Source organism: Neobacillus sp. NPDC093182, from assembly GCF_044754045.1.
Genome location: NZ_JBIVOI010000001.1, coordinates 618,132 through 644,590, shown reverse-complemented (window position 1 = coordinate 644,590; position 26,459 = coordinate 618,132). Strand labels below are relative to the sequence as shown.

The 26,459-nt window shown below is 38.2% G+C and carries 25 protein-coding genes and 1 other annotated feature; of the genes, 21 read left to right on the top strand and 4 right to left on the bottom strand.

Going from position 1 to position 26,459, the window contains the following annotated elements; translation table 11 throughout:
• Positions 1 to 141: 141 nt before the first annotated feature.
• Positions 142 to 377 (top strand) — a binding site (T-box leader).
• Between the two features lie 70 nt (positions 378 to 447).
• The 3 genes from ACIQAA_RS03430 to ACIQAA_RS03420 all read left to right on the top strand — a co-directional run bounded on the left by ACIQAA_RS03430 (position 448) and on the right by ACIQAA_RS03420 (position 6,276).
• Positions 448 to 3,093 carry a valine--tRNA ligase gene (locus ACIQAA_RS03430; RefSeq protein ID WP_402614985.1) on the top strand — a complete coding sequence of 882 codons (2,646 nt, stop codon included), beginning with the start codon at positions 448 to 450 and terminating at the stop codon, positions 3,091 to 3,093.
• 73 nt (positions 3,094 to 3,166) lie between these two features.
• A complete protein-coding gene (locus tag ACIQAA_RS03425; protein ID WP_402614982.1) occupies positions 3,167 to 4,489 on the top strand; it encodes a bifunctional folylpolyglutamate synthase/dihydrofolate synthase in 1,323 nt (440 codons plus the stop codon).
• 71 nt (positions 4,490 to 4,560) lie between these two features.
• Positions 4,561 to 6,276 carry a sensor domain-containing diguanylate cyclase gene (locus tag ACIQAA_RS03420; protein WP_402614979.1) on the top strand — a complete coding sequence of 572 codons (1,716 nt, stop codon included), beginning with the start codon at positions 4,561 to 4,563 and terminating at the stop codon, positions 6,274 to 6,276.
• Positions 6,277 to 6,364: 88 nt separating this feature from the next.
• On the opposite strand, the gene ACIQAA_RS03415 is transcribed toward ACIQAA_RS03420, so the two are convergent.
• Genes ACIQAA_RS03415 through ACIQAA_RS03405 form a run of 3 tightly spaced genes read right to left on the bottom strand, consistent with a single transcriptional unit; the run spans position 6,365 to position 8,641 of the window.
• On the bottom strand, positions 6,365 to 7,717 hold the full coding sequence (locus ACIQAA_RS03415) for a hypothetical protein (protein WP_402614976.1): 1,353 nt from the start codon (positions 7,715 to 7,717) through the stop codon (positions 6,365 to 6,367).
• Positions 7,717 to 8,193 carry a prepilin-type N-terminal cleavage/methylation domain-containing protein gene (locus tag ACIQAA_RS03410; RefSeq protein ID WP_402614973.1) on the bottom strand — a complete coding sequence of 159 codons (477 nt, stop codon included), beginning with the start codon at positions 8,191 to 8,193 and terminating at the stop codon, positions 7,717 to 7,719. The genes ACIQAA_RS03415 and ACIQAA_RS03410 overlap by 1 nt, the downstream gene beginning before the upstream one ends.
• A gap of 7 nt (positions 8,194 to 8,200) precedes the next feature.
• Entirely contained in the window at positions 8,201 to 8,641 is a 441-nt protein-coding gene (locus ACIQAA_RS03405; RefSeq protein ID WP_402614970.1) for a type IV pilus modification PilV family protein, read from the bottom strand.
• Between the two features lie 266 nt (positions 8,642 to 8,907).
• Between ACIQAA_RS03405 and ACIQAA_RS03400 the strand changes: the two genes are divergently transcribed.
• The 18 genes from ACIQAA_RS03400 to minD all read left to right on the top strand — a co-directional run bounded on the left by ACIQAA_RS03400 (position 8,908) and on the right by minD (position 25,952).
• On the top strand, positions 8,908 to 9,687 hold the full coding sequence (locus ACIQAA_RS03400) for a hypothetical protein (protein WP_402614967.1): 780 nt from the start codon (positions 8,908 to 8,910) through the stop codon (positions 9,685 to 9,687).
• Positions 9,688 to 9,714: 27 nt separating this feature from the next.
• Positions 9,715 to 11,007, top strand: coding sequence for a G5 domain-containing protein (locus ACIQAA_RS03395; protein ID WP_402614965.1), 1,293 nt, complete (start codon positions 9,715 to 9,717; stop codon positions 11,005 to 11,007).
• An 18-nt stretch (positions 11,008 to 11,025) separates the two neighbouring features.
• Positions 11,026 to 12,687 (top strand): GspE/PulE family protein, encoded by a 1,662-nt coding sequence (locus ACIQAA_RS03390; RefSeq protein ID WP_402614962.1) that lies wholly within the window; start codon positions 11,026 to 11,028, stop codon positions 12,685 to 12,687.
• Between the two features lie 13 nt (positions 12,688 to 12,700).
• Positions 12,701 to 13,750 carry a type IV pilus twitching motility protein PilT gene (locus tag ACIQAA_RS03385; RefSeq protein ID WP_402615603.1) on the top strand — a complete coding sequence of 350 codons (1,050 nt, stop codon included), beginning with the start codon at positions 12,701 to 12,703 and terminating at the stop codon, positions 13,748 to 13,750.
• Positions 13,743 to 14,948 (top strand): type II secretion system F family protein, encoded by a 1,206-nt coding sequence (locus ACIQAA_RS03380; protein ID WP_402614959.1) that lies wholly within the window; start codon positions 13,743 to 13,745, stop codon positions 14,946 to 14,948. Before ACIQAA_RS03385 ends, ACIQAA_RS03380 begins: the two co-directional genes overlap by 8 nt.
• 140 nt (positions 14,949 to 15,088) lie before the next feature.
• The gene (locus ACIQAA_RS03375) at positions 15,089 to 15,499 is read left to right on the top strand and encodes a prepilin-type N-terminal cleavage/methylation domain-containing protein (protein WP_402614957.1); all 411 of its coding nucleotides are present in this window, start codon (positions 15,089 to 15,091) and stop codon (positions 15,497 to 15,499) included.
• A 2-nt stretch (positions 15,500 to 15,501) separates the two neighbouring features.
• On the top strand, positions 15,502 to 16,254 hold the full coding sequence (locus ACIQAA_RS03370; protein WP_402614954.1) for a prepilin peptidase: 753 nt from the start codon (positions 15,502 to 15,504) through the stop codon (positions 16,252 to 16,254).
• Positions 16,255 to 16,270: 16 nt separating this feature from the next.
• A complete protein-coding gene (pilM, locus tag ACIQAA_RS03365) occupies positions 16,271 to 17,266 on the top strand; it encodes a type IV pilus biogenesis protein PilM (protein ID WP_402614952.1) in 996 nt (331 codons plus the stop codon).
• Complete coding sequence (locus ACIQAA_RS03360; protein WP_402614949.1) at positions 17,266 to 18,054, top strand: PilN domain-containing protein; 789 nt, start codon at positions 17,266 to 17,268, stop codon at positions 18,052 to 18,054. The genes pilM and ACIQAA_RS03360 overlap by 1 nt, the downstream gene beginning before the upstream one ends.
• Positions 18,051 to 18,809 (top strand): pilus assembly protein PilO, encoded by a 759-nt coding sequence (locus ACIQAA_RS03355; protein ID WP_402614946.1) that lies wholly within the window; start codon positions 18,051 to 18,053, stop codon positions 18,807 to 18,809. Before ACIQAA_RS03360 ends, ACIQAA_RS03355 begins: the two co-directional genes overlap by 4 nt.
• Positions 18,810 to 18,980: 171 nt before the next feature.
• Positions 18,981 to 20,063: a hypothetical protein gene (locus ACIQAA_RS03350; RefSeq protein WP_402614943.1), complete on the top strand. Its 1,083-nt coding sequence runs from the start codon at positions 18,981 to 18,983 to the stop codon at positions 20,061 to 20,063.
• A gap of 231 nt (positions 20,064 to 20,294) precedes the next feature.
• Positions 20,295 to 20,864, top strand: coding sequence for a Maf family protein (locus ACIQAA_RS03345; RefSeq protein WP_402614940.1), 570 nt, complete (start codon positions 20,295 to 20,297; stop codon positions 20,862 to 20,864).
• 44 nt (positions 20,865 to 20,908) lie between these two features.
• On the top strand, positions 20,909 to 21,598 hold the full coding sequence (gene radC / locus ACIQAA_RS03340) for a RadC family protein (protein ID WP_306076115.1): 690 nt from the start codon (positions 20,909 to 20,911) through the stop codon (positions 21,596 to 21,598).
• 155 nt (positions 21,599 to 21,753) lie between these two features.
• Positions 21,754 to 22,776 (top strand): rod shape-determining protein, encoded by a 1,023-nt coding sequence (locus ACIQAA_RS03335; RefSeq protein ID WP_402614936.1) that lies wholly within the window; start codon positions 21,754 to 21,756, stop codon positions 22,774 to 22,776.
• 157 nt (positions 22,777 to 22,933) lie between these two features.
• Complete coding sequence (gene mreC, locus ACIQAA_RS03330) at positions 22,934 to 23,815, top strand: rod shape-determining protein MreC (protein ID WP_402614934.1); 882 nt, start codon at positions 22,934 to 22,936, stop codon at positions 23,813 to 23,815.
• Positions 23,812 to 24,330 carry a rod shape-determining protein MreD gene (gene mreD, locus ACIQAA_RS03325; RefSeq protein WP_402614932.1) on the top strand — a complete coding sequence of 173 codons (519 nt, stop codon included), beginning with the start codon at positions 23,812 to 23,814 and terminating at the stop codon, positions 24,328 to 24,330. Before mreC ends, mreD begins: the two co-directional genes overlap by 4 nt.
• A 136-nt stretch (positions 24,331 to 24,466) precedes the next feature.
• Positions 24,467 to 25,147, top strand: coding sequence for a septum site-determining protein MinC (minC, locus tag ACIQAA_RS03320; RefSeq protein WP_402614929.1), 681 nt, complete (start codon positions 24,467 to 24,469; stop codon positions 25,145 to 25,147).
• A 1-nt stretch (position 25,148) separates the two neighbouring features.
• A complete protein-coding gene (gene minD / locus ACIQAA_RS03315; protein WP_307194317.1) occupies positions 25,149 to 25,952 on the top strand; it encodes a septum site-determining protein MinD in 804 nt (267 codons plus the stop codon).
• Positions 25,953 to 26,001: 49 nt separating this feature from the next.
• Here minD and ACIQAA_RS03310 read toward each other — a convergent pair whose 3' ends face one another.
• Complete coding sequence (locus ACIQAA_RS03310; protein WP_402614926.1) at positions 26,002 to 26,448, bottom strand: hypothetical protein; 447 nt, start codon at positions 26,446 to 26,448, stop codon at positions 26,002 to 26,004.
• Positions 26,449 to 26,459 lie beyond the last annotated feature (11 nt).

The window sequence follows — 26,459 nt, the reverse complement described above, 5'->3', positions numbered from 1 at the left end:
TTTATGTATATTCTTCCCACCTAATGAATTCCCCTATTTCCTTAACGTTTTTTACAAAATGGTATATAATATAAAAAAATTGGTTATCATTATTGACGTCTAGAACACTTTTTGGGTAGTATAAACAATATAATTAAAAACACAAAAGCACAGACAGGGAAGAGTACGATGTTCACCTGCTTTAAGAGAGGGATGCCATTAGCTGAAAGGTTTCCTAAGCAGACACTCGGAAGGTCGCCCTTGAGCTTCTTCAATGAACGGATTAACCAATCCCGCTAGTTGAAGACGGAGCAAATCCGTTATCCATTTAAGAGCCAATCATTTTTTATGGTTGGAAAAAAGGTGGTACCGCGAAGCAAACTCCATTCGTCCTTTTATGACGAATGGGGTTTTTTGTTTGTCTTGTTTTACTTAAGAGACAGAAAGAGAAATTAAGGAGATGGTCAAATGGAAACAAAGGAAATTACCATGCCGACTAAGTATGATCCTCAGTCGATTGAACAAGGTCGTTATGATTGGTGGCTAAAAGGAAAGTTTTTTGAAGCACAGAATGACGAGGGCAAACAGCCTTATACAATCGTTATTCCACCGCCAAACGTAACCGGAAAGCTGCACTTAGGGCATGCTTGGGATACAACATTACAAGATATCGTTACAAGAATGAAGCGAATGCAGGGCTACGATGTTCTCTGGCTCCCGGGTATGGACCACGCTGGAATTGCAACGCAAGCAAAAGTTGAAGAAAAACTCCGCAGCGAAGGCAAAAGCCGTTACGATTTAGGACGTGAAAAGTTCGTTGAAGAAACATGGAAGTGGAAGGAAGAATACGCCTCCCATATCCGCCAGCAGTGGGCAAAGCTAGGTTTAGGATTAGATTACAGCCGTGAGCGTTTCACTTTAGATGAAGGCTTGTCAGCAGCGGTACGTGAAGTATTTGTTACTCTCTATAACAAAGGACTTATTTATCGCGGCGAATACATTATCAACTGGGATCCATCCACGAAGACAGCATTGTCTGATATCGAGGTTATTTACAAGGATGTTCAAGGTGCATTCTATCATATGAAATATCCGTTAGCAGACGGTTCAGGACACATTGAAGTAGCAACAACACGTCCAGAAACTATGCTGGGAGATACAGCAGTTGCCGTTCATCCGGAGGATGACCGCTATAAACACTTAATCGGCAAAACCGTTATCCTTCCAATCGTTGGCCGTGAAATCCAAATTGTTGGCGATGACTATGTAGATATGGAATTCGGATCTGGCGCTGTTAAAATTACACCAGCACATGACCCGAACGACTTTGAAATCGGTAACCGTCATAATTTAGAGCGTGTTCTTGTTATGAACGAAGACGGCACAATGAATGACAGAGCCGGTAAGTACAAAGGGATGGACCGTTTTGAATGCCGTAAGCAAATTGTGAAGGATCTTCAAGAACAAGGCGTTCTTTTCAAAATTGAAGAGCATTTGCACTCCGTTGGTCATTCCGAGCGCAGCGGGGCAGTAGTTGAGCCATACCTTTCAACACAATGGTTTGTTAAAATGCAGCCGCTTGCGGATGAGGCAATCGCTCTCCAAAGTAAAGAAAACAAAGTGAATTTTGTTCCAGATCGTTTTGAAAAAACCTACCTGCGCTGGATGGAAAATATCCGCGACTGGTGTATTTCAAGGCAGCTATGGTGGGGTCACCGAATTCCTGCTTGGTACCATAAAGAGACAGGTGAAATATTTGTTGGACACGAAGCACCAGCAGATAGCGAAAAGTGGGAGCAGGATAAAGACGTATTGGATACGTGGTTCAGTTCTGCGTTATGGCCGTTCTCCACAATGGGCTGGCCAAATGTGGAAGCAGAGGACTTCAAGCGTTTCTTCCCAACTGATGTACTCGTAACCGGTTATGATATCATTTTCTTCTGGGTATCGAGAATGATTTTCCAAAGCCTAGAATTTACAGGTGAACGACCATTTAAAGACGTTCTCATACACGGTTTAGTTCGTGACGAACAAGGTCGTAAAATGAGTAAATCCCTTGGAAACGGCGTGGATCCAATGGATGTTATCGAAAAATACGGTGCTGATTCCTTACGTTACTTCCTTTCAACAGGAAGCTCTCCAGGTCAGGATTTACGCTTTAGCTTTGAAAAGGTTGAATCTACTTGGAACTTCGCCAATAAAATCTGGAATGCTTCACGTTTTGCCTTAATGAATATGGATGGCATGACCTACGATGAAATTGATTTTAGCGGTGAAAAATCAGTTGCAGATAAATGGATTTTAACTCAATTAAATGAAACCATTGAAACTGTTACAAAGCTTTCAGAGCGTTATGAATTCGGAGAAGCTGGCCGCGCTCTTTACAACTTTATCTGGGATGATTTCTGTGATTGGTATATTGAGATGGCAAAGCTTCCATTATATGGTGAGGACGAAGCTGCCAAGAAAACAACTCGTTCGATTCTTGCACATGTTCTTGATCAGACGATGCGTTTGTTACATCCATTCATGCCATTCATTACCGAGGAAATCTGGCAGAACCTTCCACACAGTGGAGAATCAATCACAACAGCAAAATGGCCGGAGGTAAATCCAGCATACAGTGATGAACAAGCTGCACAAGAAATGAAGATGTTAATGGAAATGATTCGTTCTGTTCGGAACATCCGTTCTGAAGTAAACACACCAATGAGCAAGAAAATTAAAATGCTTGTTAAGGCAAAGGATGATTCAGTTCTGAAGGCAATCGAAAAAAATCGTGCCTATATTGAAAAATTCTGTAACCCAGAAGAATTACAAATGGGAACCAGCCTCGAAACACCAGAAAAGGCTATGACGGCAGTCATTACCGGATTGGAAATCATTCTTCCGCTAGAAGGATTGATTAATATCGAAGAGGAAATTGCCCGTCTTACAAAAGAATACGATAAATTTACAAAAGAAGTAGAAAGAGTAGAAAAGAAACTCAACAACGCAGGCTTTATGAAAAAGGCGCCTGAAAGTGTTGTTGCCGAAGAACGGGCAAAAGAAAAAGACTATCGCGAAAAAAGAGCGTTAGTAGAGGCTCGTTTAAATGAGTTAAAAGGTTTATAATAAAAACAAATCGAGACGAGTCCTTCATTAAGGATTCGTCTTCTTTTAGAAAAGTAAAGTTGGGGTGCCAGAAATGTTTACAACCTATAACGAAGCCCTTGAATGGATTCATGGAAGATTAAGACTCGGCATTAAACCAGGTCTTGCCCGCATGGAATGGATGATGGAGAAACTCGGGTCTCCTGAATTAAAAATGAAAACCGTCCATATTGGCGGTACAAATGGCAAAGGTTCGACTGTAACCTTCTTGCGATCGGTTGTCGAAGCAGCTGGCTATTCTGTAGGTACCTTTACCTCACCATATATCGAACAATTTAATGAACGAATTTCAGTTAATGGCCAGCCGATCAGTGATGAAGAGATTTTGGAACTGACCAATGTAATTGTTCCGCTTGCAGATCAATTAGAAGAAACGGAGCTTGGCGGTCCGACTGAGTTTGAAGTCATCACAGCAATGTCTTTCTATTACTTTGCCAATGTAAATCAGGTGGATATTGTACTTTATGAAGTAGGTTTAGGGGGAAGATTTGACTCAACGAATATTATTCAGCCAATAGCTTCTGTTATTACTAATATTGGTCTTGACCATACGAACATCCTTGGTCACACGTACGAGGAAATTGCATTTGAAAAAGCGGGTATCATAAAAGAACAGATTCCTGTTTTTACTGCTGTAAAAAATCAGGAAGCCATTAAGGTAATAAAAGAACAGGCAGATAAAAAGCATGCTCCACTTTTTACATTGAACAAGGATTTCGCCATTACTACTCACAGTCCACGAGAAACTGGCGAGGTGTTTACATTAAGTAGTGCTAATCATCTATTCGAGCAATTAGAAATTAGCATGATTGGCCAGCATCAAACAGAAAATGCCGCATTAGCGGTTATGGCAGCACGATCTATCAATCATCATGAAGAATTTACAATCTCTGATCATGCAATAAGGACAGGCTTAAAGAGAGCGTATTGGCCAGGCAGGTTTGAAATCCTCTCTAAAAGTCCACTCGTGATTATTGACGGTGCGCATAATGATGAGGGAATTTCGGCACTTGTCCATGAACTTTCAAATCGTTATTCTAACTATACGATTCATATTGTATTTGCAGCATTAAAGGATAAAAAACTAGACCGAATGATATCTCAATTGGACCAAGTTGCGGATGAAATCTCATTTTTATCGTTTGATTTTCCACGAGCAGCAGAAGCGATTGATTTGTTTTCATTAAGTCATTCGAAAAATAAAAGGATCGGTGAGCATTGGGATTCTTATCTTTCCAAATGTATCCAAAACCTGCAGCCTGATTCCATACTAGTCGTTACAGGTTCCTTATATTTCATCTCTGAGGCTAAGCCGTATTTAAGTGAATTTTTAAAAAACAATAAAATTTCACTATGACAAGTTAAAGTATTTTTGATAATATTAGTATATCTCAATTTCAAAATAATGTAAGTGGGAGGGGGAGTGTAATGGCAGTTCAACCGAAAATGAAGAAAGCAATCTTTCTTGTTTGGTTGTTGTTAGTACCTGCAGGAATGTGGTTTACCTATCAAGCTTTTCCTCCTCACTTCTCAGGACAATGGTGGGATTTATTGGCCTTTTTGACGTTAACATCAGTCGTGGCATTTATGCCCATGGTCATTAATAATACTCCTATCTTTCTAATTCAATGGGTTTCACTTGCAACATTTTTAAGTTTTGGCTTGTTCATAGAAATGATTTTTGCCCAAGCGGCCGTTGTTTTGTTACTCTTAAGGCTGCGGGTTCCAAAGGAACAATATTTCCGTATCCCGCTAAATTTGATCATGTTTTTCCTTGTATCTTTGGTAAGCGGAGCTGTCTACTACGCACTAGGTGGTCAAACTGGCCCCAGCCTAATAAATGACCCACAAGCTATATGGCTTGCGGCGATATATGCAGTTGTAAATTACTTTTTGAATCAGGTTATTATCTCCTTTTATTTATACTTCATTTATAAAAGTAAGGAATCCTACTTTGGGAAGGATTTCATTGTTGAGACCATCACGACATTTATTACCTTGCCGCTAGGCTTTGTACTATATATGTTTTATAACCAACAAGGTTTATTAGCTTTATTAATCGTGGCGGTTCCATTTGTAAGTTTATCGGTCATTTTTAAGCTCTATTATTCAAGTCAAAATATCAATGAATATTTACAAAAAGCTGCTGAAATTGGTCATCAAATGGCAGAACGTCTAGAGGTTAATGGAGTGATTGACCTTTTTATTCAGAAGCTAAGTGAAATGCTTCCGGTTGACTACGCTTATATTTTTGATGTCATCAGTGAGGACGAGCTTCAATTAGTCCGCCGCATTCAGTGTGGTACTGGAATTACTATTGAGACAGCTAAAATTAAGAAAAATCAGGGCATTAGCGGTTATGTATGGGATAAGCGAAAAGGTTATTTATATCATTCAAAAAAAGATTGGAAACCTTTTTCTAAAGGCTTTCTCCCAGGTGATGCAGAAAGTGTATTAGCCGTTCCAATTGTCAGAAATAAAAAAGTCATTGGGGTATTAATGCTGGCTTCAAAGCGTAAAAGAGCATACGAAAAATCTCAGCTGATGATAGTGGATATTCTTTGTTCCTACTTTGCAGTGGCGATTGAAAATGCTAAGCATTACGAACTCACAAAAACTCAGAGCGAACGCTGTGCGTTAACGAAATTATATAATTATCGCTACTTTGAAAAAATACTGACTGATGAATTCAATAAATTATTTCAGTTTGAACGTAAAGTATTATCGTTGATTATTCTTGATATCGACCATTTTAAAGCTGTCAACGACACATACGGGCATCAAAGCGGAAATGAAATTCTGTGTGAACTAGCTGAAAGACTGTGTAAAATAGTCGGTACCAGTGGAACTGTCGCAAGGTACGGTGGCGAGGAATTTGTTGTGCTATTGCCAGAGGCTCAAAAAGAAGAGGCCTACCAGATGGCAGAAATGATCAGACAAGCCATCGCCAATTGGCCATTTACATTGCAGCATTCATTAGATCCTACTCAACACCAGGCGAAGATAACTGTATCGATTGGGGTAGCAACAGCGCCTGAGGATGCCGAAGATCCGTTGGCATTGATCCGACATGCAGATAGAGCGTTGTATGTTGGGGCGAAGAGGGCTGGGAGAAATCGGGTAGCGGAGTATTCTTCTTGTTAACAAAAGTGGGCTAGGAGAAGTAAAGATAAAAAGAAAAGGTGAAAGATTTTAGTGATACTAGCACTAATTTCTTTCACCTTTTCTAATATTAATTATAAGTAACATCATTTAGTACTGCATTTGTTAAGTTACCCCATTCAATACTGTTTAATGTAGAGGCTTCGTCAAACGTATTTCCACACATTGTCTTTAACCAATCTTTATTCGTAGATTCTGTTACATAATATATATTAGCATTTTCTTTTACTCTAGCAGGTGTAGAGAAGTCATACACCTTCCCCTTAATGATTAGCCCATATTGTTCTGGTATGGTTAATTCATCTTTTACTTTTAAGTCTCCGTTAACACACATTCTAGAACCACTTAATATATTTAATTTCCCATTAATTCTAGACATTGTATTATTAGTAATTTCAGCTGGAGTTCTTTTTCCACGAATAAATACTTTAGAACTTTTTTCTAAATCGAGGTGACTATTAATATCAAGCAGCCCGCCAACATAAAAACTAGTGTGATCGGTATTCTGAACATTACTTCCAATTGTGAGGTTGTGTTTCGTTTCTACAACTACATCCTTTGGATTATTAAAGTTTGAACCTAATTGCAATGAAACAGCATACATTTCTAATCCAGATCTATTGTTAAGATTCCCAGTAAAATTTAAACCAACTGTTGAATAAACTTTCTCGACATTTACATCGTTTTGACCAGTATAAGTTTTGATTCCGCCTACTGGCTGATCAATTATTACATCTGCACAGATGATATTATTATTCGTATTACCATTGTTCCCATTACCATTGTTCCCATTACTTTGGCCAATATTTGCAAAAGATAATGGATTCGTACATTCAGCTGCAACCGCTACATCTGGTCTTGTTACTTGTCCAAACGTAATTTCAGGGGCAGTTGCATCATCTGCTTTTATTATTTTTATATCACCAAGATTATCAATTGCCATTTCTACAAATAGTGTACTAACAGCATCCTCAGTACTATTTGGGTTAACTTTTGTACCCGTAACATTAACTCTTATTTTCAACAAATTGCCTATTGCTATAATATCAATCTTATCATCATCCTTAACAATGGAATAAGATGAGTTTGGATCTAACTGTTCGGGTGTAATATTTTTAATTCCGATTTTTAGGGATGATTTCATGTAATCTATTACTTGTGGTACAGATATTAGTTCTTTCCTTGCTACTTTTCCCTCAATGTCAATTTTAGTATTTTTTAAGATCTCTTGAATGGCAACATCTAAATAGGCTACTCCCATTTCTGCTAAAGCTACTGATTGAGATGTTTTCTCTACTTTTTGTGTCTGCTTAACGCTATTAAAGGCCATCGCCGTGAAGGTGAAACCTAAAACAGTAAAGACTGTTATAATTAGCATTACTGTAATGAGAGCATATCCTAGTTCGTTCTTAGAATTATTCACTAATATCCAACTCCTTTCATTCGATAAAGATAAGTACTCGTAGTTACTTTGTTAGTTGGATCATTGTTGTCTTTAACGGTAATTGTGAGACTAACATCATTCTCATTTGGATTTATTTTATTCGGTTCAGGATCACCTGCTTTTTTATTCTTAATATCGGAAGTAAATTCAAAGCACATCTGAGGATGAGTGAAGGTCTGAGTTTGTTTTTCTGTATCACTAATATCTGTTGTAACCGTTATCTCACAATTATTTGTTCCAGTGCTGGTTATCTCATACTTATTTTCTCCGCGATGGATAGTTGTAAGATTGGAAATAATAATATTAGATTCTTGGATCATAACGTTTTTTGAAGTTGCTTTTTTTGAAAAATTAAGACCTTGGAAGAAGATACTCCAAATGATTAAACTGACAATTGAGAGTATTGTTAAAGTAGCTAAAACCTCTACTAATGTTAACCCGCGTTCATCACGCATTAAAAACTCATCTCCTAAGTTTTACGTAGCCGTATGTTTCACTAACGACTGTATCTGTTTTATTTATGTTATATAGTTTTACAACAATAAGATGTGCGTTATAGATGTCGGATTCTTTACTAAAGTTTTTATTAATTTTAACGTTTACTAAAAAATCCCCGTTTACATACTCGAAATTATAAGCGTTACCGGTAATTGGTCTATACTCTGGAATAACCGATACATCTGGGGTAGCAAAAAAATTCTTTAATCTGTCATTGTCATTCTGCCATTTAAGAAGAACTTCTTTTGCTGTATTTATTCCCTGGTTTTTCATTTTGTTGTGATTATTCATCATTCCCATTTGTGGAAATATGTTCATTAATGTAATTAAAACTATAGACAAAAGAGTAATCGATGTTAAAACCTCTACTAAGGTAACACCTTTTTCACCCTTCAATATCTCCATATAATCCAGTCCCTTCTGGGCAGAAAATAGTATATTATAAATATAATAGATTCATATTAACAAATTTTTTAGACAAAAAATAACAAATTACAGTAATTATGACCTATAAATGTTTTCCAGCTTCTTTTAAACTATCCTAAAGTATTATACAATATCTAGTAGACGATTTTTGTCTATTTTTTGTATTTGCTAATAAAAAATATAACTTTTTGAGAGAAAATGTAGTTTCATAGTATATATGCACTAATAAAAAGGGATGTGAATGAATGCTACCAGTTATTTGGGTATTAGGTTCTATGCTATTGATGTTATTGATTCATTTGTTATTACCACTTGGATACACGAAAAAAGGAAAGTTTATCGTTGTGGTAACAAGTGGCTTGTTAGCAATTGGAGGACTTGCAGCAGTTACTTCCGTTCCTGTTTGGCAAACGTTTTTAGTTCTACTGGCTCTTTCTTTTTTAGCGGCTTATATGATGGATAGCCGTTTAGGGAAAGTTATGTATATGACTAAAGAGCAGTTCATTGAAGATATTGATTTTGAAGACACTAAATCTTCATCTACTCCAGCAAATCAGACTGAGAAAACTTTAGACATAGAATTGATGGATTTATCGGAAATGGAGATTACTTCCTCATCTTCTCCTGTTAATAAAAAAGATGAAAATATACTATCTGATGACTCACTAGACGAAGACATTTCCTTCTTACAGGAAAGAGAACTTGAAAGCATTAGTGAGGAAGTCATCGAGGATGACGAACTTGGGGTTGGTTATTTATCTGATATTGAGAGTCTACTAGAGGATAGTACCCAAGTAGTGGCCGATTTAAAGGAAGATGAGCTTGAATCACTTGAAGAGGAAGGCTGGCTAGATGAATTAGCTGAACTCTCTGTAATCAAGGATGAAGAAAAAACCCCTAATTTGGAACCACAATTGGAGGATTTTGAATTAGAAGAGTTGTTTACGGATAAAGAAGTAGCGGCATCAAAATCATCTGATAATAATGAAAGCAAATCAAGGAAAGTCCTTGAATTACAAAAGTAACTTTTAAAGAGGGGGGGAGCATAGAGTTTGAGCAAACATCAACCATTCATTAAATTATTTGTTGTACTATTTTTAAGTACAGCTGTTATTTTTAGTTCTTCCCATTTTGGTGCCAAAGCATTTCAAAATATAACCAATGATTCTGATGGAAAATACTCAGAGGGAACGACAATTGGTTCTATAAATATTTCTGGAAAAACAGAAAGTGAAACGATTGCTTTGTTAGAAGAAAAGTATGTGGAATGGGTAAAAAATACAATGTTTGAATTTCAATATAGTGAAAAAATAGTACCATTCGATATGAATCTTTTTAGCTTTGATGCAGCCCAATCGGTCTATGCAATTAAGGACGGACAAGGAAATGCAGTTTCAATGACCATTGAGCTGTTACCGGTTGAGGAACAAATACAGTTACAATTTCCAACGATTAACACACAAGAACTTGAACTGACGAAGCTTTTAGCTGATTTAACAAACACAGCGTCAAAATTTGAAGCTGGTTCTTATCTACTTAATTTGAATAAAGATTATCTACTAGTTGAAGCGAGCAAAAAAGATAATGTCATTAGTAAATCTATTGTGAGATTAACAGATGTCCCGAATGACTTAGGTTCAATACTTAAAGCTAACCCTGAGTTTCAAATTGCTGAAGGTGCAACTTTCTCTTTGTTAGAATTCGCTAAACTGCAAAAAATTGAAAGTTCAGCTTCCTTAAGTATTATTGCAACTGGTATCTATCAGTCAGTTTTACCAACTAATTTTAAAATACTTGAAAGAAATATCAGTAATGCACTTCCGAATTATACAGGAGTAGGATTTGAAGCGAAGGTTAATGTGGTTAATGGTGCTGATTTTATAATTGTTAATCCTAATACAACTCCATATACGATAGATCTGAAATTAGAAAATAAGGATTTAATCGTTACCCTTAAGGGAGAAAAGTTACTATACGATTACAAAATTAGCAAAAAAGAGGAACAGCAATTAAAACCAAAAACGATTGTCCAATATAGTCCATTCCTGCTGCCTGGGCAAACGAAGGTAGAATCGAATGGTTTAGATGGGCAAATTGTTAAGATTTTCCGTGAAACCTATCAAGGAGAACAAATGATAACGAGTGAGTTATTATCGGAAGATTATTACCCACCTGTATATCGTGTCGAAGTCCATGGTTTAATAGGAACACAGCAGGCTTCTACCGTAACACCAAGCTCAGCAGCAACTAATCCTACTGGAAATCCATCAACAACATCTTCGGAAAGTATCGAACAGAATTCAGATGATGACCTTTGGGGGAAACCAAATGAACAACCAAAATAATTTAAGTAGTGATAAAAAATGAAACAAACACGTAGACGACTAGGAGATTTATTAATTGAGGAAGGGTTGATTACACCGGAGCAGCTTCAATCAACATTAGATGAAAAAGCTCCCAATCAAAAAATAGGGGACGCCCTTCTGCAAAAAGGATATATTACGGATCAACAGTTGGCGGAAGTATTAGAGGTTCAGCTTGGAATTCCGAATATCAATCTCATGCAGTATCCATTTGATACGAACCTTTTCTCACTTATATCAAAAGAAACAGCAAGACGTAATTTAATTGTTCCTTTGAAAAAAGAAGGTAATAAACTTTACGTAGCGATGGTTGATCCGATGGACTTCATCGTAATAGATGACCTCCGTCTATCAACAGGCTTCCAAATTGAAACCGCAATTTCAACCAAAGAAGGTATCTTAAGGGCAATTAATAAATATTACAATGTTGATGAAGGACTTGAGGAGCTATTTGATGAACTTTCACCGAGTGAACGAGGCCGTGACGATGATATTAATGACCTCGATTCACCGATTGTACGTCTAGTAAACCAAATTTTAACCAATGCGGTTATACAAAAGGCAAGTGATATTCATATTGATCCACAGGAAACGAAAGTGGTTATTCGTTACCGTGTGGATGGTGTACTCCGAGTTGAGCGAGTATTGCCTCGTCATATGAGAAGTGTCCTAACTGCAAGGGTTAAAATTATGTCCAATCTTGATATAACTGAACACCGGATTCCACAGGATGGACGGATTAAAATAAATCTTGACTTTCACCCTATTGATCTCCGTGTTTCTACTCTGCCAACGGTTTACGGAGAGAAAATTGTTATGCGGATATTGGACATGGGTGCGGTCCTCAATGATTTAAACAAGATTGGTTTCAATGCGCTTAATCTGAAGCGGTTTTCGGAGATGATTGAGCAGCCAACAGGGATTGTCTTGATTACGGGGCCAACAGGATCAGGTAAGTCTTCAACCCTTTACGCCGCTCTGAATCGTTTAAACAGCGAACAAGTAAATATTATTACGATCGAAGATCCTGTTGAATATCAGCTTGAAGGAATTAATCAAATTCAGGTAAACACGAATGTGGGAATGACATTTGCAGCTGGATTACGCTCGATTCTTCGACAAGATCCTAATATTATCATGGTCGGAGAAATTCGAGATAAAGAGACTGCAGAGATTGCTGTACGAGCATCTTTGACGGGTCATTTAGTGCTAAGTACGCTGCATACAAATGACTCACTAGGTACAGTGACAAGGTTAATTGATATGGGGGTTGAACCATTTTTAATTGCCTCTTCCCTAACAGGGATCGTTGCTCAGCGGTTAGTGCGTAAGGTGTGCCGTGACTGTGCAGAGGTTCAGGACGCGACGAAACGTGAAATAGATATATTCGCTCGTCGAGGAATGAAAATTGAAAAAATCACTCGCGGAAAAGGCTGTCAATCCTGTAATATGACTGGCTATAAGGGAAGGGTTGCCCTTCACGAAGTGCTCGTCCTCAATGATGATATGCGCAGGATAATTATGAATGAGGACTCAACTCATAAATTAAAAGAGGTTGCCATAAAAAATAAAACCATCTTCTTGATTGATGATGGTTTACTAAAGGTAAAACAAGGTTTAACTACCACAGAAGAAGTATTGCGTGTAGCTATCTTGGAGTAGGAGAACAAACATGATGAGAGAAAAAATAGAGAATATATTGCGGGCGGCGCTGGAATTTAAGGCATCAGACATCCATCTGACTGTTGGTGTCCCGCCCATCTTTCGTATTAATGGGGATATTAAACGTTACGGGAAGGACATATTGCTTCCTGCAGACACAGAGGAAATTGCAAAAATAACGATTCCTGAAAATATGTATGATTTATTTAAGGAAAAAGGGGAACTCGATTACTCTTATGGAATTCCTGGAGTTTCACGTTTCCGTGTTAATGCTTATCATCAACGGAAAAGCGTGTCATTAGCGCTAAGGGTAGTTGCTTCAAAAACGCCTACCATTGAAGAACTAGATTTGCCTAAAATTATTCCGGAGCTTGTTGAAAGACCGCAGGGGCTAATTTTGGTGACAGGTCCAACTGGTAGTGGTAAATCAACCACACTTGCTTCCATGATTGACTATGTGAATCGAACGATGCGTAAGCATATTGTCACATTAGAGGACCCAATCGAATATCTCCACAAGCATGCAAACTCGATCATTGACCAGCGTGAAGTGGGCTTTGATACGCAATCCTATGCTAATGGTTTAAAAGGCGCCCTTAGACAAGACCCAGACATCATTCTAGTGGGGGAAATGCGTGACCTAGAAACAATCGGAATTGCCATTACGGCTGCGGAGACAGGACACCTTGTATTGGGGACACTTCATACATCCAGTGCTCCATCAACGATTAATCGTATAATCGACGTATTTCCACCTGCACAGCAGCCGCAAATTCGGGTTCAGTTGGCGTCAGTTTTAGTTGGCGTTATTTCCCAACGTCTATTTCCAACAGTTGATAAGAAAGGACGTAAAGCAGCAACAGAAATTCTTGTTAATAACCCGGCTATCGCAAACTTAATTCGAAATGAAAAAATACACCAGATTCAAAGTACAATGCAAACGTCACGTGCCCAAGGAATGCATACGCTTGAGATGAGTATTAGAGACTTAATTGACCGTAATCTAATTCAAAAAGAAGCAGCAAATAAATATCTACAAGAAAAGATGATGCTGGATGGCTAGATTTAAATATTCAGGCCGTGACAAACGAGGGAAAAAAGAGGGAACGGTAACCGCTGCTTCCAGAAGAGAGGCAATGGCTAAACTAAAAGAAGATGGTATCCGAGTCATTGAAATGAAGGAAGTACCTGAAACTCTTATGACAATGGAGTTAACAATTGGAAACCCGGTAAAGCTTCAGCATTTTGTTATTTATTTAAGGCAGTTTGCTACTTTAATAAAAGCAGGAGTAACCGTTGTTGAAGCAACAGAGATTCTAGCAGTTCAGACAGAGAGTAAAGCGCTGAAAAAGGCATTAATAGCAGTAGAACAGGACTTACGTGAAGGGAACCCTTATTCCGAGTCAGTTGCAAAGCATAAAAAGATTTTTAACTCAATGTTTATTAACATGGTTAAGGCTGGCGAAGTTGCAGGGAATATGGATGAAACATTAGAAAAGCTGGCAGACGATTTTGAAAAGCAGCATGATACTGTAGCCAAAGTGAAATCTGCCTTAACCTACCCTGCTGTAATCGGGATTCTAGCAATTGGAGCAGTAATCTTTTTACTAGTTGGGGTGGTTCCAACATTCGTTACAATGTTTGAAGATATGGGTGCTGAACTTCCAGGAATTACGAAATTCGTCTTAAATGCTAGTGGATTTATGCAATCATTTTGGTGGTTAGTTTTCCTTATTATATTAGCTTTTGTATTTGCAATTATTTATATGAAGAAAAATAGAAAAACTAAATATTATTTAGATTATTGCCTTTTAAGAATGCCGATATTTGGTAATATGCTGCAAAAAGCTGCATTAGCACGAATGATGCGTACGCTTAGTTCTCTATTTTCTAGTTCCGTTCCTATTTTGCAAGCAATGTCGATTGTTGAAAAGGTTGTAGAAAATGAAGTGATTGCTAAAGTAATTCGAGAATCTCGAAATTCTCTTGAGAAAGGTCGCTCAATGACAGAACCAATGATGAATCATTGGGCTTTCCCGCCATTGGTGACGCAAATGATATCTATCGGTGAAAGCACTGGAGCATTAGATTCGATGCTATCTAAAATCGCTGAATTTTACGAGAAAGAAGTTGAACAAGGGACAGATCGGCTTAAATCGTTAATAGAGCCTATCATGATTGTATTCCTTGCTGGTGTAGTCGGTGTCATTGTCCTTTCAATTATGATGCCAATGTTCTCGATGTTTGACCAAATGAGCTAATGTAACAAAATATTAGAGAATATTACAAATATGTTAAAATTAAGACAAAATGCGATAAAATTCTCTTTTCAATAGCTTACATTTATTGTATACTCATAGAGAAATATTACTAGGTTCATAGGACCAGGAGGAGATGGAATATGTTAAAAAAATTAGGTTCAAAACTTAAGGAACAAAAAGGTTTTACATTAATCGAATTATTAGCAGTAATTGTTATTTTAGGGATTATTGCTGCAATTGCAATTCCAGCAATAACAAGTGTTATTGGTAAATCTGATAATAAGGCAAAGGTACAAGAAGGTATACAAATAATCAATGCTGCAAAGTTATATGTTGCAGATACGAGACCTGCAGCAGGTGATATAGACAAGGTCCAATTAGTAGAGTACCTTGATAAAGTACAAGATGATACCTATGAGGTAGCTATTGGCTTAACTGCATCCGGAAAATATACGTATACTTTAAAAACACATGAGGCAGTTGCTCTTGCTGACCAAGACGACCCTAGTGACGGTGCAACAGAACAAGAATTATTAGAATACACTAAGTAACAATGGAATTTATTATCTTCATTTATGGTATCATTTTTGGGTCTTTTTATAACGTAATTGGTCTCAGAGTACCATTAAAACAGTCTATTGTTGCTCCACGCTCATCATGTCCAACCTGTGGGCACCAATTAAAACCGTATGAACTGATACCAGTAATGTCATATCTAATTCAAAAAGGGAAATGCCGCGGCTGTCAGTCGCGGATTTCTCCTATCTATCCTTTTTTTGAATTTTTGACTGGCGTTTTGTTTGCAACAGCACCTCTTGTAATTGGATGGTCCGGGGAATTAGTGGTAGCACTTACCCTAATTTCAATGTTTATCATAATTGTAGTATCTGATATTCACTATATGATCATCCCTGATAAGATCTTAATCTGGTTTGCAGGGATTTTTTTATTGGAACGAATTGTTTGGCCGCTCTCACCTTGGTGGGACAGCCTGCTCGGAGCCGTAACTGGTTTTGTGCTCTTGCTCATCGTTGCGCTTGTTAGTAAAGGCGGCATGGGGATGGGAGACGTTAAATTATATGCATTGCTGGGTTTCGTCCTAGGCTTTAAACTAGTACTTTTATCCTTCTTTTTTTCTACATTATTTGGAGCCGTCATTGGCGGTTTGTTGCTTATTTTTAAGATTATTAAAAGAAAGCAGCCGATTCCGTTCGGTCCATTTATTGCAGCCGGGACATTAACGGCTTATTATTGGGGTTCGGAACTCATCGATTTATACTTACAGTTTCTTAATACAGCTTTTTAAGTAAGGGGTAATTATTATGGCATTTTCCCTCTTTTCATCAAAAAATCGAATAGTTAACCTGGTAATAAATGACCATTCGGTTCGTTTTGTTGAATTAAAACAAGCGAACCCCCCTGCTGCACAAAAATGGTGCGAACGCTTCCTTCCCCCCGGAATTATTACCGAAGGGAAGATTACGGATATTGATTCGCTGGCAAATATACTGGAAGAGTGTATAGACGAATGGAAAATTAAAGGTCGTCAGGTACGTTTTCTTGTTCCTGACCCACTAGTGATTATCCGTAAAGTCTCTATACCTGCTGATATTCAGGATGATGAAATCAAGGGATATTTATATTTGGAACTTGGTTCTAGTATACATTTACCATTTGAAGAACCAGTCTTTGATTATTTTCCACTCGCTAATAACGGGAAAACAAAGGACCTGCTTTTGTTTGCTGCCCCAGAACAATATGTAATGGAATATGCAGAATTATTCTCTAGTCTGAAGCTGAACCCAATTGCAGCAGATATTTCGCCGCTGGCATTGTATCGTTTATTCCATCAAATCGGACAAGCTGGAGAAAATGAGGTTTTGTTTACGGTACAGTTTGACTTAACAAGTGTTAACTTGTGCATTTTTGAAGAGACTGTGCCTCTTGTCATGAGACAGTTTCCACTTCCTTTTGATATGGATAAATGGGATATCAAACAAGACATTGCCGGCTCGATGTTATTTAAATACACGGGGGATACAGAAGAATTAGTTCTGCAGTTTGAAGATATATTAAATGAAATTAATAAGTTAGTAGACTTTTATCGCTACACACTATCGAACGAAAAAAAGGATATAACGAAGTTCCTTTTAAATGGCGACCATCCAATGCTGACGGCGATTTTTGACGAAATGAACGAAAGATTTGAAATACCTGTTGAGAGGATTGAACAGGAAGGAATTGAAAATGGTAAAACAGGAAGCGTACCGGCTAATCTATTATTATCTTTAGGTCTCGCTTTAAAAGAGGTGAAATGATGTTAGTCGAAATTAACCTGCTTCCCCAAAAAGAACCTAGAAAAAAAAGCTTTTTTATTATTATCGCTGCTATGGCAGTTATTTTTCTATCCCTAGGCACTTATTATTTCTTGCAAATTCAATCAACTAAAAATGATATTACTTATATGGATAGTCAAATCAAAATGACAAAAGATTTAGAGGCGATAGAAGAAAAGAATACAAATAAAAGTGAATCAGAATTATCTATTACACTTTTAAAAAGTGCTGTTGAGTGGGCTAATAGCTATCCGATTCAAACCATCCCTGTTATGCAGCATTTGACAGGTTTATTGCCAGAACGTGGTTTTATCCAAACCTTTGCTTATACAGAGGCTGGTACAGTCACTATTTCCGTTCAATTTGATAGTGCAAGAGAGGCTGCATATTTCTTAGATAATTTAAATGAATCTGAATGGATTGATGATACTAATCTTAGTTCCTTGACTACCAAGGAGCAAGAAGAAACCAAAGAAGCAGCACCATCAACCGCTGCTACACAGAGTACTGACGGACAACAACCTAGTACGAGCGTAAATAACCAATCGATCGTTGTCACAACAGACCCGAATAACCCAAATAGTATTATTATCACTCCAGTTGATCCTAATACTACCGTTGCTGAAGAAACAACAGCTGTCGCTCAACAGCAGAAAGTGGATGTGCTACCAAGGTATATTGGACAATTTGAAATTAAATTCAATAAGGAAACGATTAAGAAGCTACTCAATAAAGGGAGCGAAGATAAGGAAGGAGTGACACAATCATGAAACTAAGTTTTTCAAAAAAGCATAAACTTATTTTATTGGTTGGCCTTCTTCTTATTGTCTTGCTAGTTGTCTTTGCGCAATTCTTTAAGCTTTCACCATTGAAATCTGATTTAGAATCAAAAGAACAGACATTGGCTACTGAAAAAAAACTACTAGAATCCATTACACAAAAAAAGCTAGATGAAACAAAAAAGGTAACCGAAGATACAAGAGAACTGCAAAAAAAGGTACCCGTCAGCCCGTTACAGGAACAGTTTATTTTAGATCTAGAGAAGGCAGAAAATGTCTCAAATAGTAAGATTAGCAGTATGGCTTTCTCAAAAGATGCGGATGTACCGATGACACCAGAAACTGCTGATACAGCTAATAGTGCGGAGACTACAGAAGTCCCTGAGGTTAAAACCGTTCAAGAAACTACAGCAGAACAGGCGACTCCAGCACCTACATCTGGATTAAAGAAATTAACTGTGAATCTTAGTGTCGAATCACCTGCGTATGAAGATATTGAAAAGCTTATCGCAACACTTGAATCATTAAAGCGAATTGTCGTTGTTGAATCAATCAATTACTCTGGCGGAGAAGAAATAACGACCCTTGATCCCGAAAAAGGGAAAGAACCAATATCCTATACTCTTACCGTTTCGGCTTATTACTTGCCAGGTTTAGACGATTTAATCGCAGAGCTTCCGAAAATCGAGTCGCCTGCACCGGCCAATAAGAAAAATCCACTAAACGCATTTTCAGAAGCTAAATAGAATTCATATCTTTTCTACTGAAATTGATAAAATCTCAATTCTAATAAAGTTGAAAACTGAAAAAATTGGCGAAAGCATTCGATAACAAGACGACAAAAGTCTTGTTATTTTTTTTTGTCTTTGTGATAGGATGGTAGAAATTGCTATTGGTAGAGGGAGGAGTACAAGTTAGTGGACAAGCCGAATCGTGGCAATACCATCAAAATAAAGCTAAATGGAGAAAGTCAAACTTTCTCGGAAGAGCCCATTAAGAAGGAACAAGAATCTAGCAAAGATTCTTTTACTAATGTGATAAACATCGACGACGATTTCAACGATCAGGATGTTTTTCTTGAGACTGCAGCAGCAAAGGAATCGATCGATGAAAGCTTTGATTGGATTATTCCGGAATCTGCAGAAAACGACATTCAGGAATATAAGGTTGTCAGCAGCCAAAATCAGAAAAAAGGCGGGAAAAAGAAGCCTGCTTCCTTCACAACCTTTTCCATGAAGCGTAATGGCGGCGTGTTAAAATCTATTATTGTTACAGCTGTTTTTGCTATCTTGATTGGGACAAGCTTTGGGGTCCTTATGCTTAAGTTAGTCATTAGTGAAAACAGTAAACCAGCAGTAACTGAGCCGGTGGTTGTAGATAAAGGGTCTGAGAAAGGTCCAGAAGCAACCGGAGGAAAGAGCGGGAGTTCTATCGTTCTTGGGGCACAAACATTGTTTATCGTCCAAGGGGGAGCTTTTTCGACTAAAGATGCAGCATTAGATGGGGCGAACCAGGCAAAGGGTAAAGGTGCACCAGCACAAACGCTGGCAATGAACGGTAATGAATTTTTGTTCTTAGGTGCGGCGGACTCTATTGAAACTGCAAAACAACTAGAAGGACATTACGAAGCGAATGGCTTTGATGATGTTCTCCCAAAACAAATACCCATTGCTGAAAAGACAGTATCAGATATAAATGAAAACGAAAAAAGCTTTTTAGAAGCTGCTCCAGCTATTTATCAACAACTTTCGAAGGTCACTTCCAACGCAATTGTTTCTGGAAATATAACATCGGAAGCTAGTAAAGAAGTCTCAGGGTTTGGAAATCAACTAAATCAATCAGCAGACAAGCTGAAAAATGAAAAAGTAAAAAATCTAAATAAGGAATTATCAAGTGCATTGGAGAAAGTCGAAGCATTTCAAGAAAAGAAGAATAAAGATAGTTTGGTTGAAGCACAACAGCATTTATTAAATTATCTTAGTATTTATTATTCACTGTAGTCGACAAAAGCTGATATTTTCCGGGAAATTATCCTTGAATAATGAGCCTGTCTATTTCGGACAGGCTTTTTTTATTGATATCGAAATATTTTGAATTTATATCTTAGCAGGTACTTTGCATAATTTGACAATTTTCTTCGAACTTTAATGATATAAAAATTGTTTGCTTCTACAATTTCTGATACGATTAACGTGTATCTCCCTAAATGATGCAAAAGGTAAGGTGATTAAATGCAAAACCTCATTTTAGCCTCTTCTTCTCCACGGCGAAAAGAACTTCTAGAAAACCTCCGTTTAACATTCACGATCTCAAGCAGTGAAGTAGATGAAAGCTTTGATCCAACGCTTTCTCCAGAGGATGTAGTTATGGATCTTGCCGAGCGAAAAGCAAAGGTCATTTTTAAAGAAAACCCAGAAGCATTTGTCATAGGTTCCGATACGATTGTCGTTTCCGATGGTCAAGTTTTAGGAAAGCCAACTGACGAGGCAGATGCCAGAGGTATGTTAAAAAAGCTTTCTGGAAAAAGGCATGATGTTTACACCGGTGTTTCCATATTGTCTCCAAATGGAACAACGCGCTTTTTCGAAAGAACAGAAGTTTGGTTTTGGGAGTTAACGGACGACGAAATCAATTTTTATGTACAAAGTGGTGAACCGCTTGATAAAGCAGGTGGATATGGTATTCAGCAGCTGGGGAGCATGCTTGTCAAAAAAATTAATGGAGACTATTTTGCGGTTGTCGGCCTGCCGTCAGCAAAGACCTATCGCGAACTAAAAAGGCTGGGCTACCAGATGTCGTAACAGTTATGTAGTTCTTTAACTCCCTTTCAAAGGGAGGAATTAGAATGTCAACCAATTCATTAATGATCAGGGATTTCCCTCAAGACGAAAGACCTAGAGAGCGATTTATTCAAAATGGTCCAGCCAGTTTATCGAACCATGAATTAATTGCGATCTTACTTAGAACCGGTACGAAGGATGAAAGTGTTCTTCAATTATCCAACCGGTTGCTTACAAATTTTGAAGGATTACGGCTATTAAAGGATGCCACCTTAGAAGAAATGACTGAAATTAAGGGGATTGGCCAGGCAAAGGCTATCCAAATTCTCGCTGCTGTCGAAATTGGCAGGAGGATAACGAACTTAAACTATACTGACCGCTATGTGATTCGCTCCCCTGAAGATGGAGCCAATTATGTGATGAATGACATGCGTTTTTTATCACAAGAGCATTTTGTTTGTTTATACCTTAACACAAAAAACCAAGTGCTCCATAAACAAACAATCTTTATAGGGAGTCTAAACGCTAGCATTGTACATCCTAGGGAGGTATTTCGCGAGGCCTTAAAACGTTCAGCTGCCTCTATCATATGCCTCCATAACCACCCCAGTGGTGATCCCGCCCCAAGCCGCGAAGATATTGAGGTAACCAAAAGGCTTGTGGAGTGCGGGAAAATGATAGGAATCGACGTGCTCGATCACCTCATTATCGGCGAAAATAAATTTGTCTCTCTCAAGGAAAAAGGATATTTATAATACTATGATTTTTTTAATCGTTGAGATATAATAATGTTTATGATTTTTTAGGACATCTTTCGTGTTAATCATATAAATTTACTAGAAAAATTACATGAATAGAAGGTATATTCACTTACCTTTAGCTATTTGGTATCAGAAAGGGAGATACAACTATGTTTGGAATTGGGACAAGAGACCTTGGTATTGACTTGGGGACTGCAAATACCCTTGTTTATGTAAAAGGTAAAGGGATTGTATTAAGAGAGCCATCTGTTGTGGCGATGCAGACAGACACAAAATCCATTGTAGCGGTTGGTAATGACGCGAAGAACATGATTGGTCGTACACCAGGAAATGTTGTTGCGATGAGACCCATGAAGGATGGAGTTATTGCAGACTTTGAAATTACAGCAGCCATGATGAAACACCATATTCGTCAGGCAATTAAAAGTAAGAGCATTTTCTCCGGTAAGCCGTATGTAATGGTATGTGTGCCATCAGGGATAACGGCTGTTGAGGAAAGAGCTGTTATTGACGCAACACGTCAAGCTGGTGCTAAAGACGCCTATACGATTGAGGAGCCATTTGCAGCCGCTATCGGCGCAAACCTTCCTGTATGGGAGCCAACCGGCAGTATGGTTGTCGATATTGGCGGCGGTACAACCGAAGTAGCGATTATCTCTTTAGGCGGAATTGTTACGAGCATTTCCATTCGTGTTGCCGGTGATGAAATGGATGAAGCAATTGTTACGTATATCCGTAAAAATTATAACCTTATGATTGGTGAACGCACGGCGGAAGCCATTAAGATGGAAGTTGGATCTGCAGGTGACTCTGAAGGTATCGATAATATGGAAATTCGCGGACGTGATTTATTAACTGGGTTGCCAAAAACCATTGAAATCACTGCGAAGGAAATTGGTGTGGCTTTAAAAGATACGGTCTATGCGATTGTAGAGGCTGTAAAAAATACATTAGAAAAAACACCGCCAGAGCTTGCAGCGGACATTATGGACCGGGGAATCGTCTTAACAGGCGGTGGTGCTCTGCTTCGTAACCTGGACAAGGTGATTAGTGAAGAAACCAACATGCCTGTTCTTATTGCCGAAAACCCGTTAGATTGCGTAGCAATCGGCACAGGAAAAGCCTTAGACCATATTCAACTTTTCAAAAACAAAGCAAAAGAAACTAGATAACAAATAATATTGTAGTGTTAAAAATAATAGTTGTTTGGAGCGGAAGGCACGAAGATTCCTACGGGGTCCCCTCGGACCGCCCTAAGGTGTGCGAAGTGCCTGGAGCGGAAATCAACTTACACGTTTAACATAGACATAAAAATAGAGGTGTATAATCATGCCACAGTTCTTTTTGAATAAACGATTGATCGTTTTGCTGGTTAGCATAATTGTTCTCGTGGCATTGATTGGGTTTTCGTTGAGGGAGAGAAGTAAACTATCCTGGCCGGAGCAGTTCTTAAAGGATACTGCCGGCTTGGTTCAATCCCTGGTTTCAAAGCCTGCTCATTTGGTTGCAGGTTTCTTTGAAAATCTTCAGGACTTGCAAAATACATATGAAGAGAATAAAGAATTAAAATCACGGATGGAGAAACTTGTTAGCCTTGAAGCACAGGTACAGGAGCTGGAAAAGGATAATAAAGAGCTGCGTGATATTCTCGGTGAAGAAGAGACCCTGAGAGATTTTGAACCTTTACAGGCAACCGTAATAGGTAGAAACCCTGATCGTTGGCATGAAATGATTATTATCAATAAAGGAAAAACAGATGGAATTAAGAAAAATATGGCCGTTGTCACGGCTCATGGTTTAATTGGTAAAGTTAAAACGGTCAATCAATTTAGTTCGACCGTTCAACTGTTGAGTGCCATGGATCCGAAAAACCGGATTTCAGCCATTGTCCAAGGCGAAACGAATGTAAATGGTCTTGTCGAAGGCTACGATAAAGAGAAAAAGGCATTGTTAGTAAAAGCTATTCCGTCGGGTGTAGAAATTAAAAAAGGACAAAATGTCATTACATCCGGTTTAGGCGGTGTCTTTCCTCAGGGCTTGCCAATTGGTAAAGTGATTGAGGTAAAGCCTGATCAATATGGATTGAACCAAACTGCTCTAGTAGAACCGGGTGCAGATTTTTACGATTTAGAAAATATCATTGTGATTACAAGAACAATGACTCAGCCTACTAAAGGGGAAATGGGCGCAGGAGAGGAGGAGGATTTGTGAAGAAATTCCTACTTCCTCTTTTGTTTCTATTCCTTTTCTTATCAGAGAGCTTGTATGCTCAATATGCTCCTCCTGAGGTGTTTGGTCACAGTTATATTTTGGCGCCTCACTTTCTGTTCGGAGGTATCTTGTTCCTTGCCATTTATGCAGGCAGGAAATATGGAATCATTTATGCTGCCATTTTTGGACTTTTATTTGATATCGTGTGGATCGAAATTATTGGCATTTACTTTTTTCTTTTTCCATTCATTACGTACCTTATTTCGAAAATCATGCACGTATTGCAGACGAATATCATTGTCGCATTTTTTGTGTCTCTAGTGGGAATTGCCCTGCTGGAATTAGGTGTCTATGAAATGAATTTTTTAATCCATATCACCACACTTGAATTTATGAGTTTTCTTGAAATGCGTTTTTATCCTTCACTCATTTTAAATGCAGCTTTCCTGTTGATTGCAGCGTATCCTTTCAAGCGTCAGTTTGAAAGTTTTGCAGAAAGCTTACGAGATGAATGAGGTTTGTATTTCTTTTTAAAAAAAGGAGAATACATAAAGCGTGTCGAATTGTATAATAAAAGTGTGTCTCTGGCTTAATAGATGCCTATTTCCATGGCATGAATGTGTTTCTTATTATTTGAGGTGAGTTTTCTCCATGAAAAAGCGACAAAATGTTACGATTAAAGGTACGAAGGATGGAATTGTCCTTCATCTTGATGATACCTGTTCCTACGAGGACCTAAAAAAAGAGCTTGATGAAAAACTTTCGGCAAATCAAACAACTGAAGTTGAGCGGCATTTAACTCCTGTTAAAGTCGATGTCGGCAATAGGTACTTGAATGATGCTCAACGTGAAGAAATAAAAAATCTCATTCGCCAAAAAAAGAATTTAGTGGTCGATGATATTGAATCCAATGTTGTCACAAGAGCAGAGGTGGACAAGCTTAAAGCGGAAAATGAAGTCGTTACCGTTTCGCGCATTATCCGCTCTGGACAGGTATTAGAAGTTCCAGGAGATTTATTGCTCATAGGGGATGTTAACCCAGGTGGAACGGTGATTGCTGGCGGAAATATTTTTATCATGGGCACCTTAAAGGGAATAGCCCATGCAGGAGTTTTTGGGAATGATCAAGCCGTTATTACGGCTTCAAGTATGCAGCCTTCACAGCTGAGGATTCACGATTGTATCAATCGTGCACCCGATAAAGCTCAAAACACTGAAAAACGTGAAATGGAATGTGCGTACATCGACGATAACCATCAAATCATCGTAGATAGATTGCAAGTTTTAATAAATTTAAGGCCTAATTTAAATAGATTCGAAGGGGGACATTAATGTGGGAGAGGCAATAGTAATTACATCCGGTAAAGGCGGCGTCGGAAAAACCACGACTTCTGCTAATATAGGTACAGCGTTGGCCCTTCAAGGCAAAAAAGTATGCTTAGTAGATACCGATATTGGCCTTCGAAATTTAGATGTCGTTATGGGGCTGGAAAATCGAATTATTTATGATCTTGTGGACGTGGTGGAAGGTAGATGTAAAATCCACCAGGCGCTCGTAAAAGATAAGAGATTCGAAGATTTATTGTATTTGCTTCCAGCAGCGCAAACAGTTGATAAATCAGCTGTTAAGCCAGAACAGATGCACAAACTAATTAATGAACTTAAGCAAGACTATGATTATATTATTATAGATTGTCCTGCAGGAATTGAACAAGGTTTCCAAAACGCGATTGCCGGGGCGGACCGTGCCATTGTAGTTACGACTCCTGAAGTGTCTGCTGTACGAGACGCTGATAGAATCATTGGTTTACTTGAGAAAGCTAAGACCGTCGAGTCACCGAAACTTGTGATTAACCGAATTCGAAACCATATGATGAAAAGCGGCGATATGTTAGATGTGGATGAAATCACTACACATTTATCTATCGAGTTAATTGGTATTGTTGCAGATGATGAGGAAGTAATCAAAGCTTCCAATCATGGTGAACCGATTGCCTTAAATCCAAATAGTAAAGCGTCCATCGCCTACCGTAACATCGCAAGACGCATTCTCGGGGAATCCATCCCCTTACAGCCATTAGAAGACAAAAACAAAAGTGTTTTTGGTAAAATTAAACAATTCTTTGGTGTTAGATAATAGTTGAGCCTGCCCATTAAACGTGGACAGGCTTTTTAGTTGTTCCCAGCTAATATTCAAGTAAATGAACAGTAAGTGCAGCTCTATTATATCGTGGCAGTTTCCCTCTAGGAGCAAACGTATCAGCAATAAAAATCCCTATTGCATCTCCAGCATACAAGTAAGCCTGTACATTAATGCCCGTGACAGTGGTTATCCCGTTTGCGTCAAAGGTAGAACCAATCAGGGGGTCAGATCCATCAGGCTGACGGTTGATATTAAATAATGCCGATTGTTCTTCTTCTAAAATAACGGAGACATCTGCTGTAATCTGATAAACACCTGACTTGTAAACGGTTATTCTATTTTCTGCAATTTCAGGTCTAGTATTTTGGTATGGTCCGGCTATCGTAAAGTCTATCAGGTCACCGGCCACAAGCGGAATAATTTTCTCATCTGGGCTATCTTGTTTATATAATGATCCATAAGTAAATGGCTTTACGTTTTTGGTTCTCATATGTTTCCACC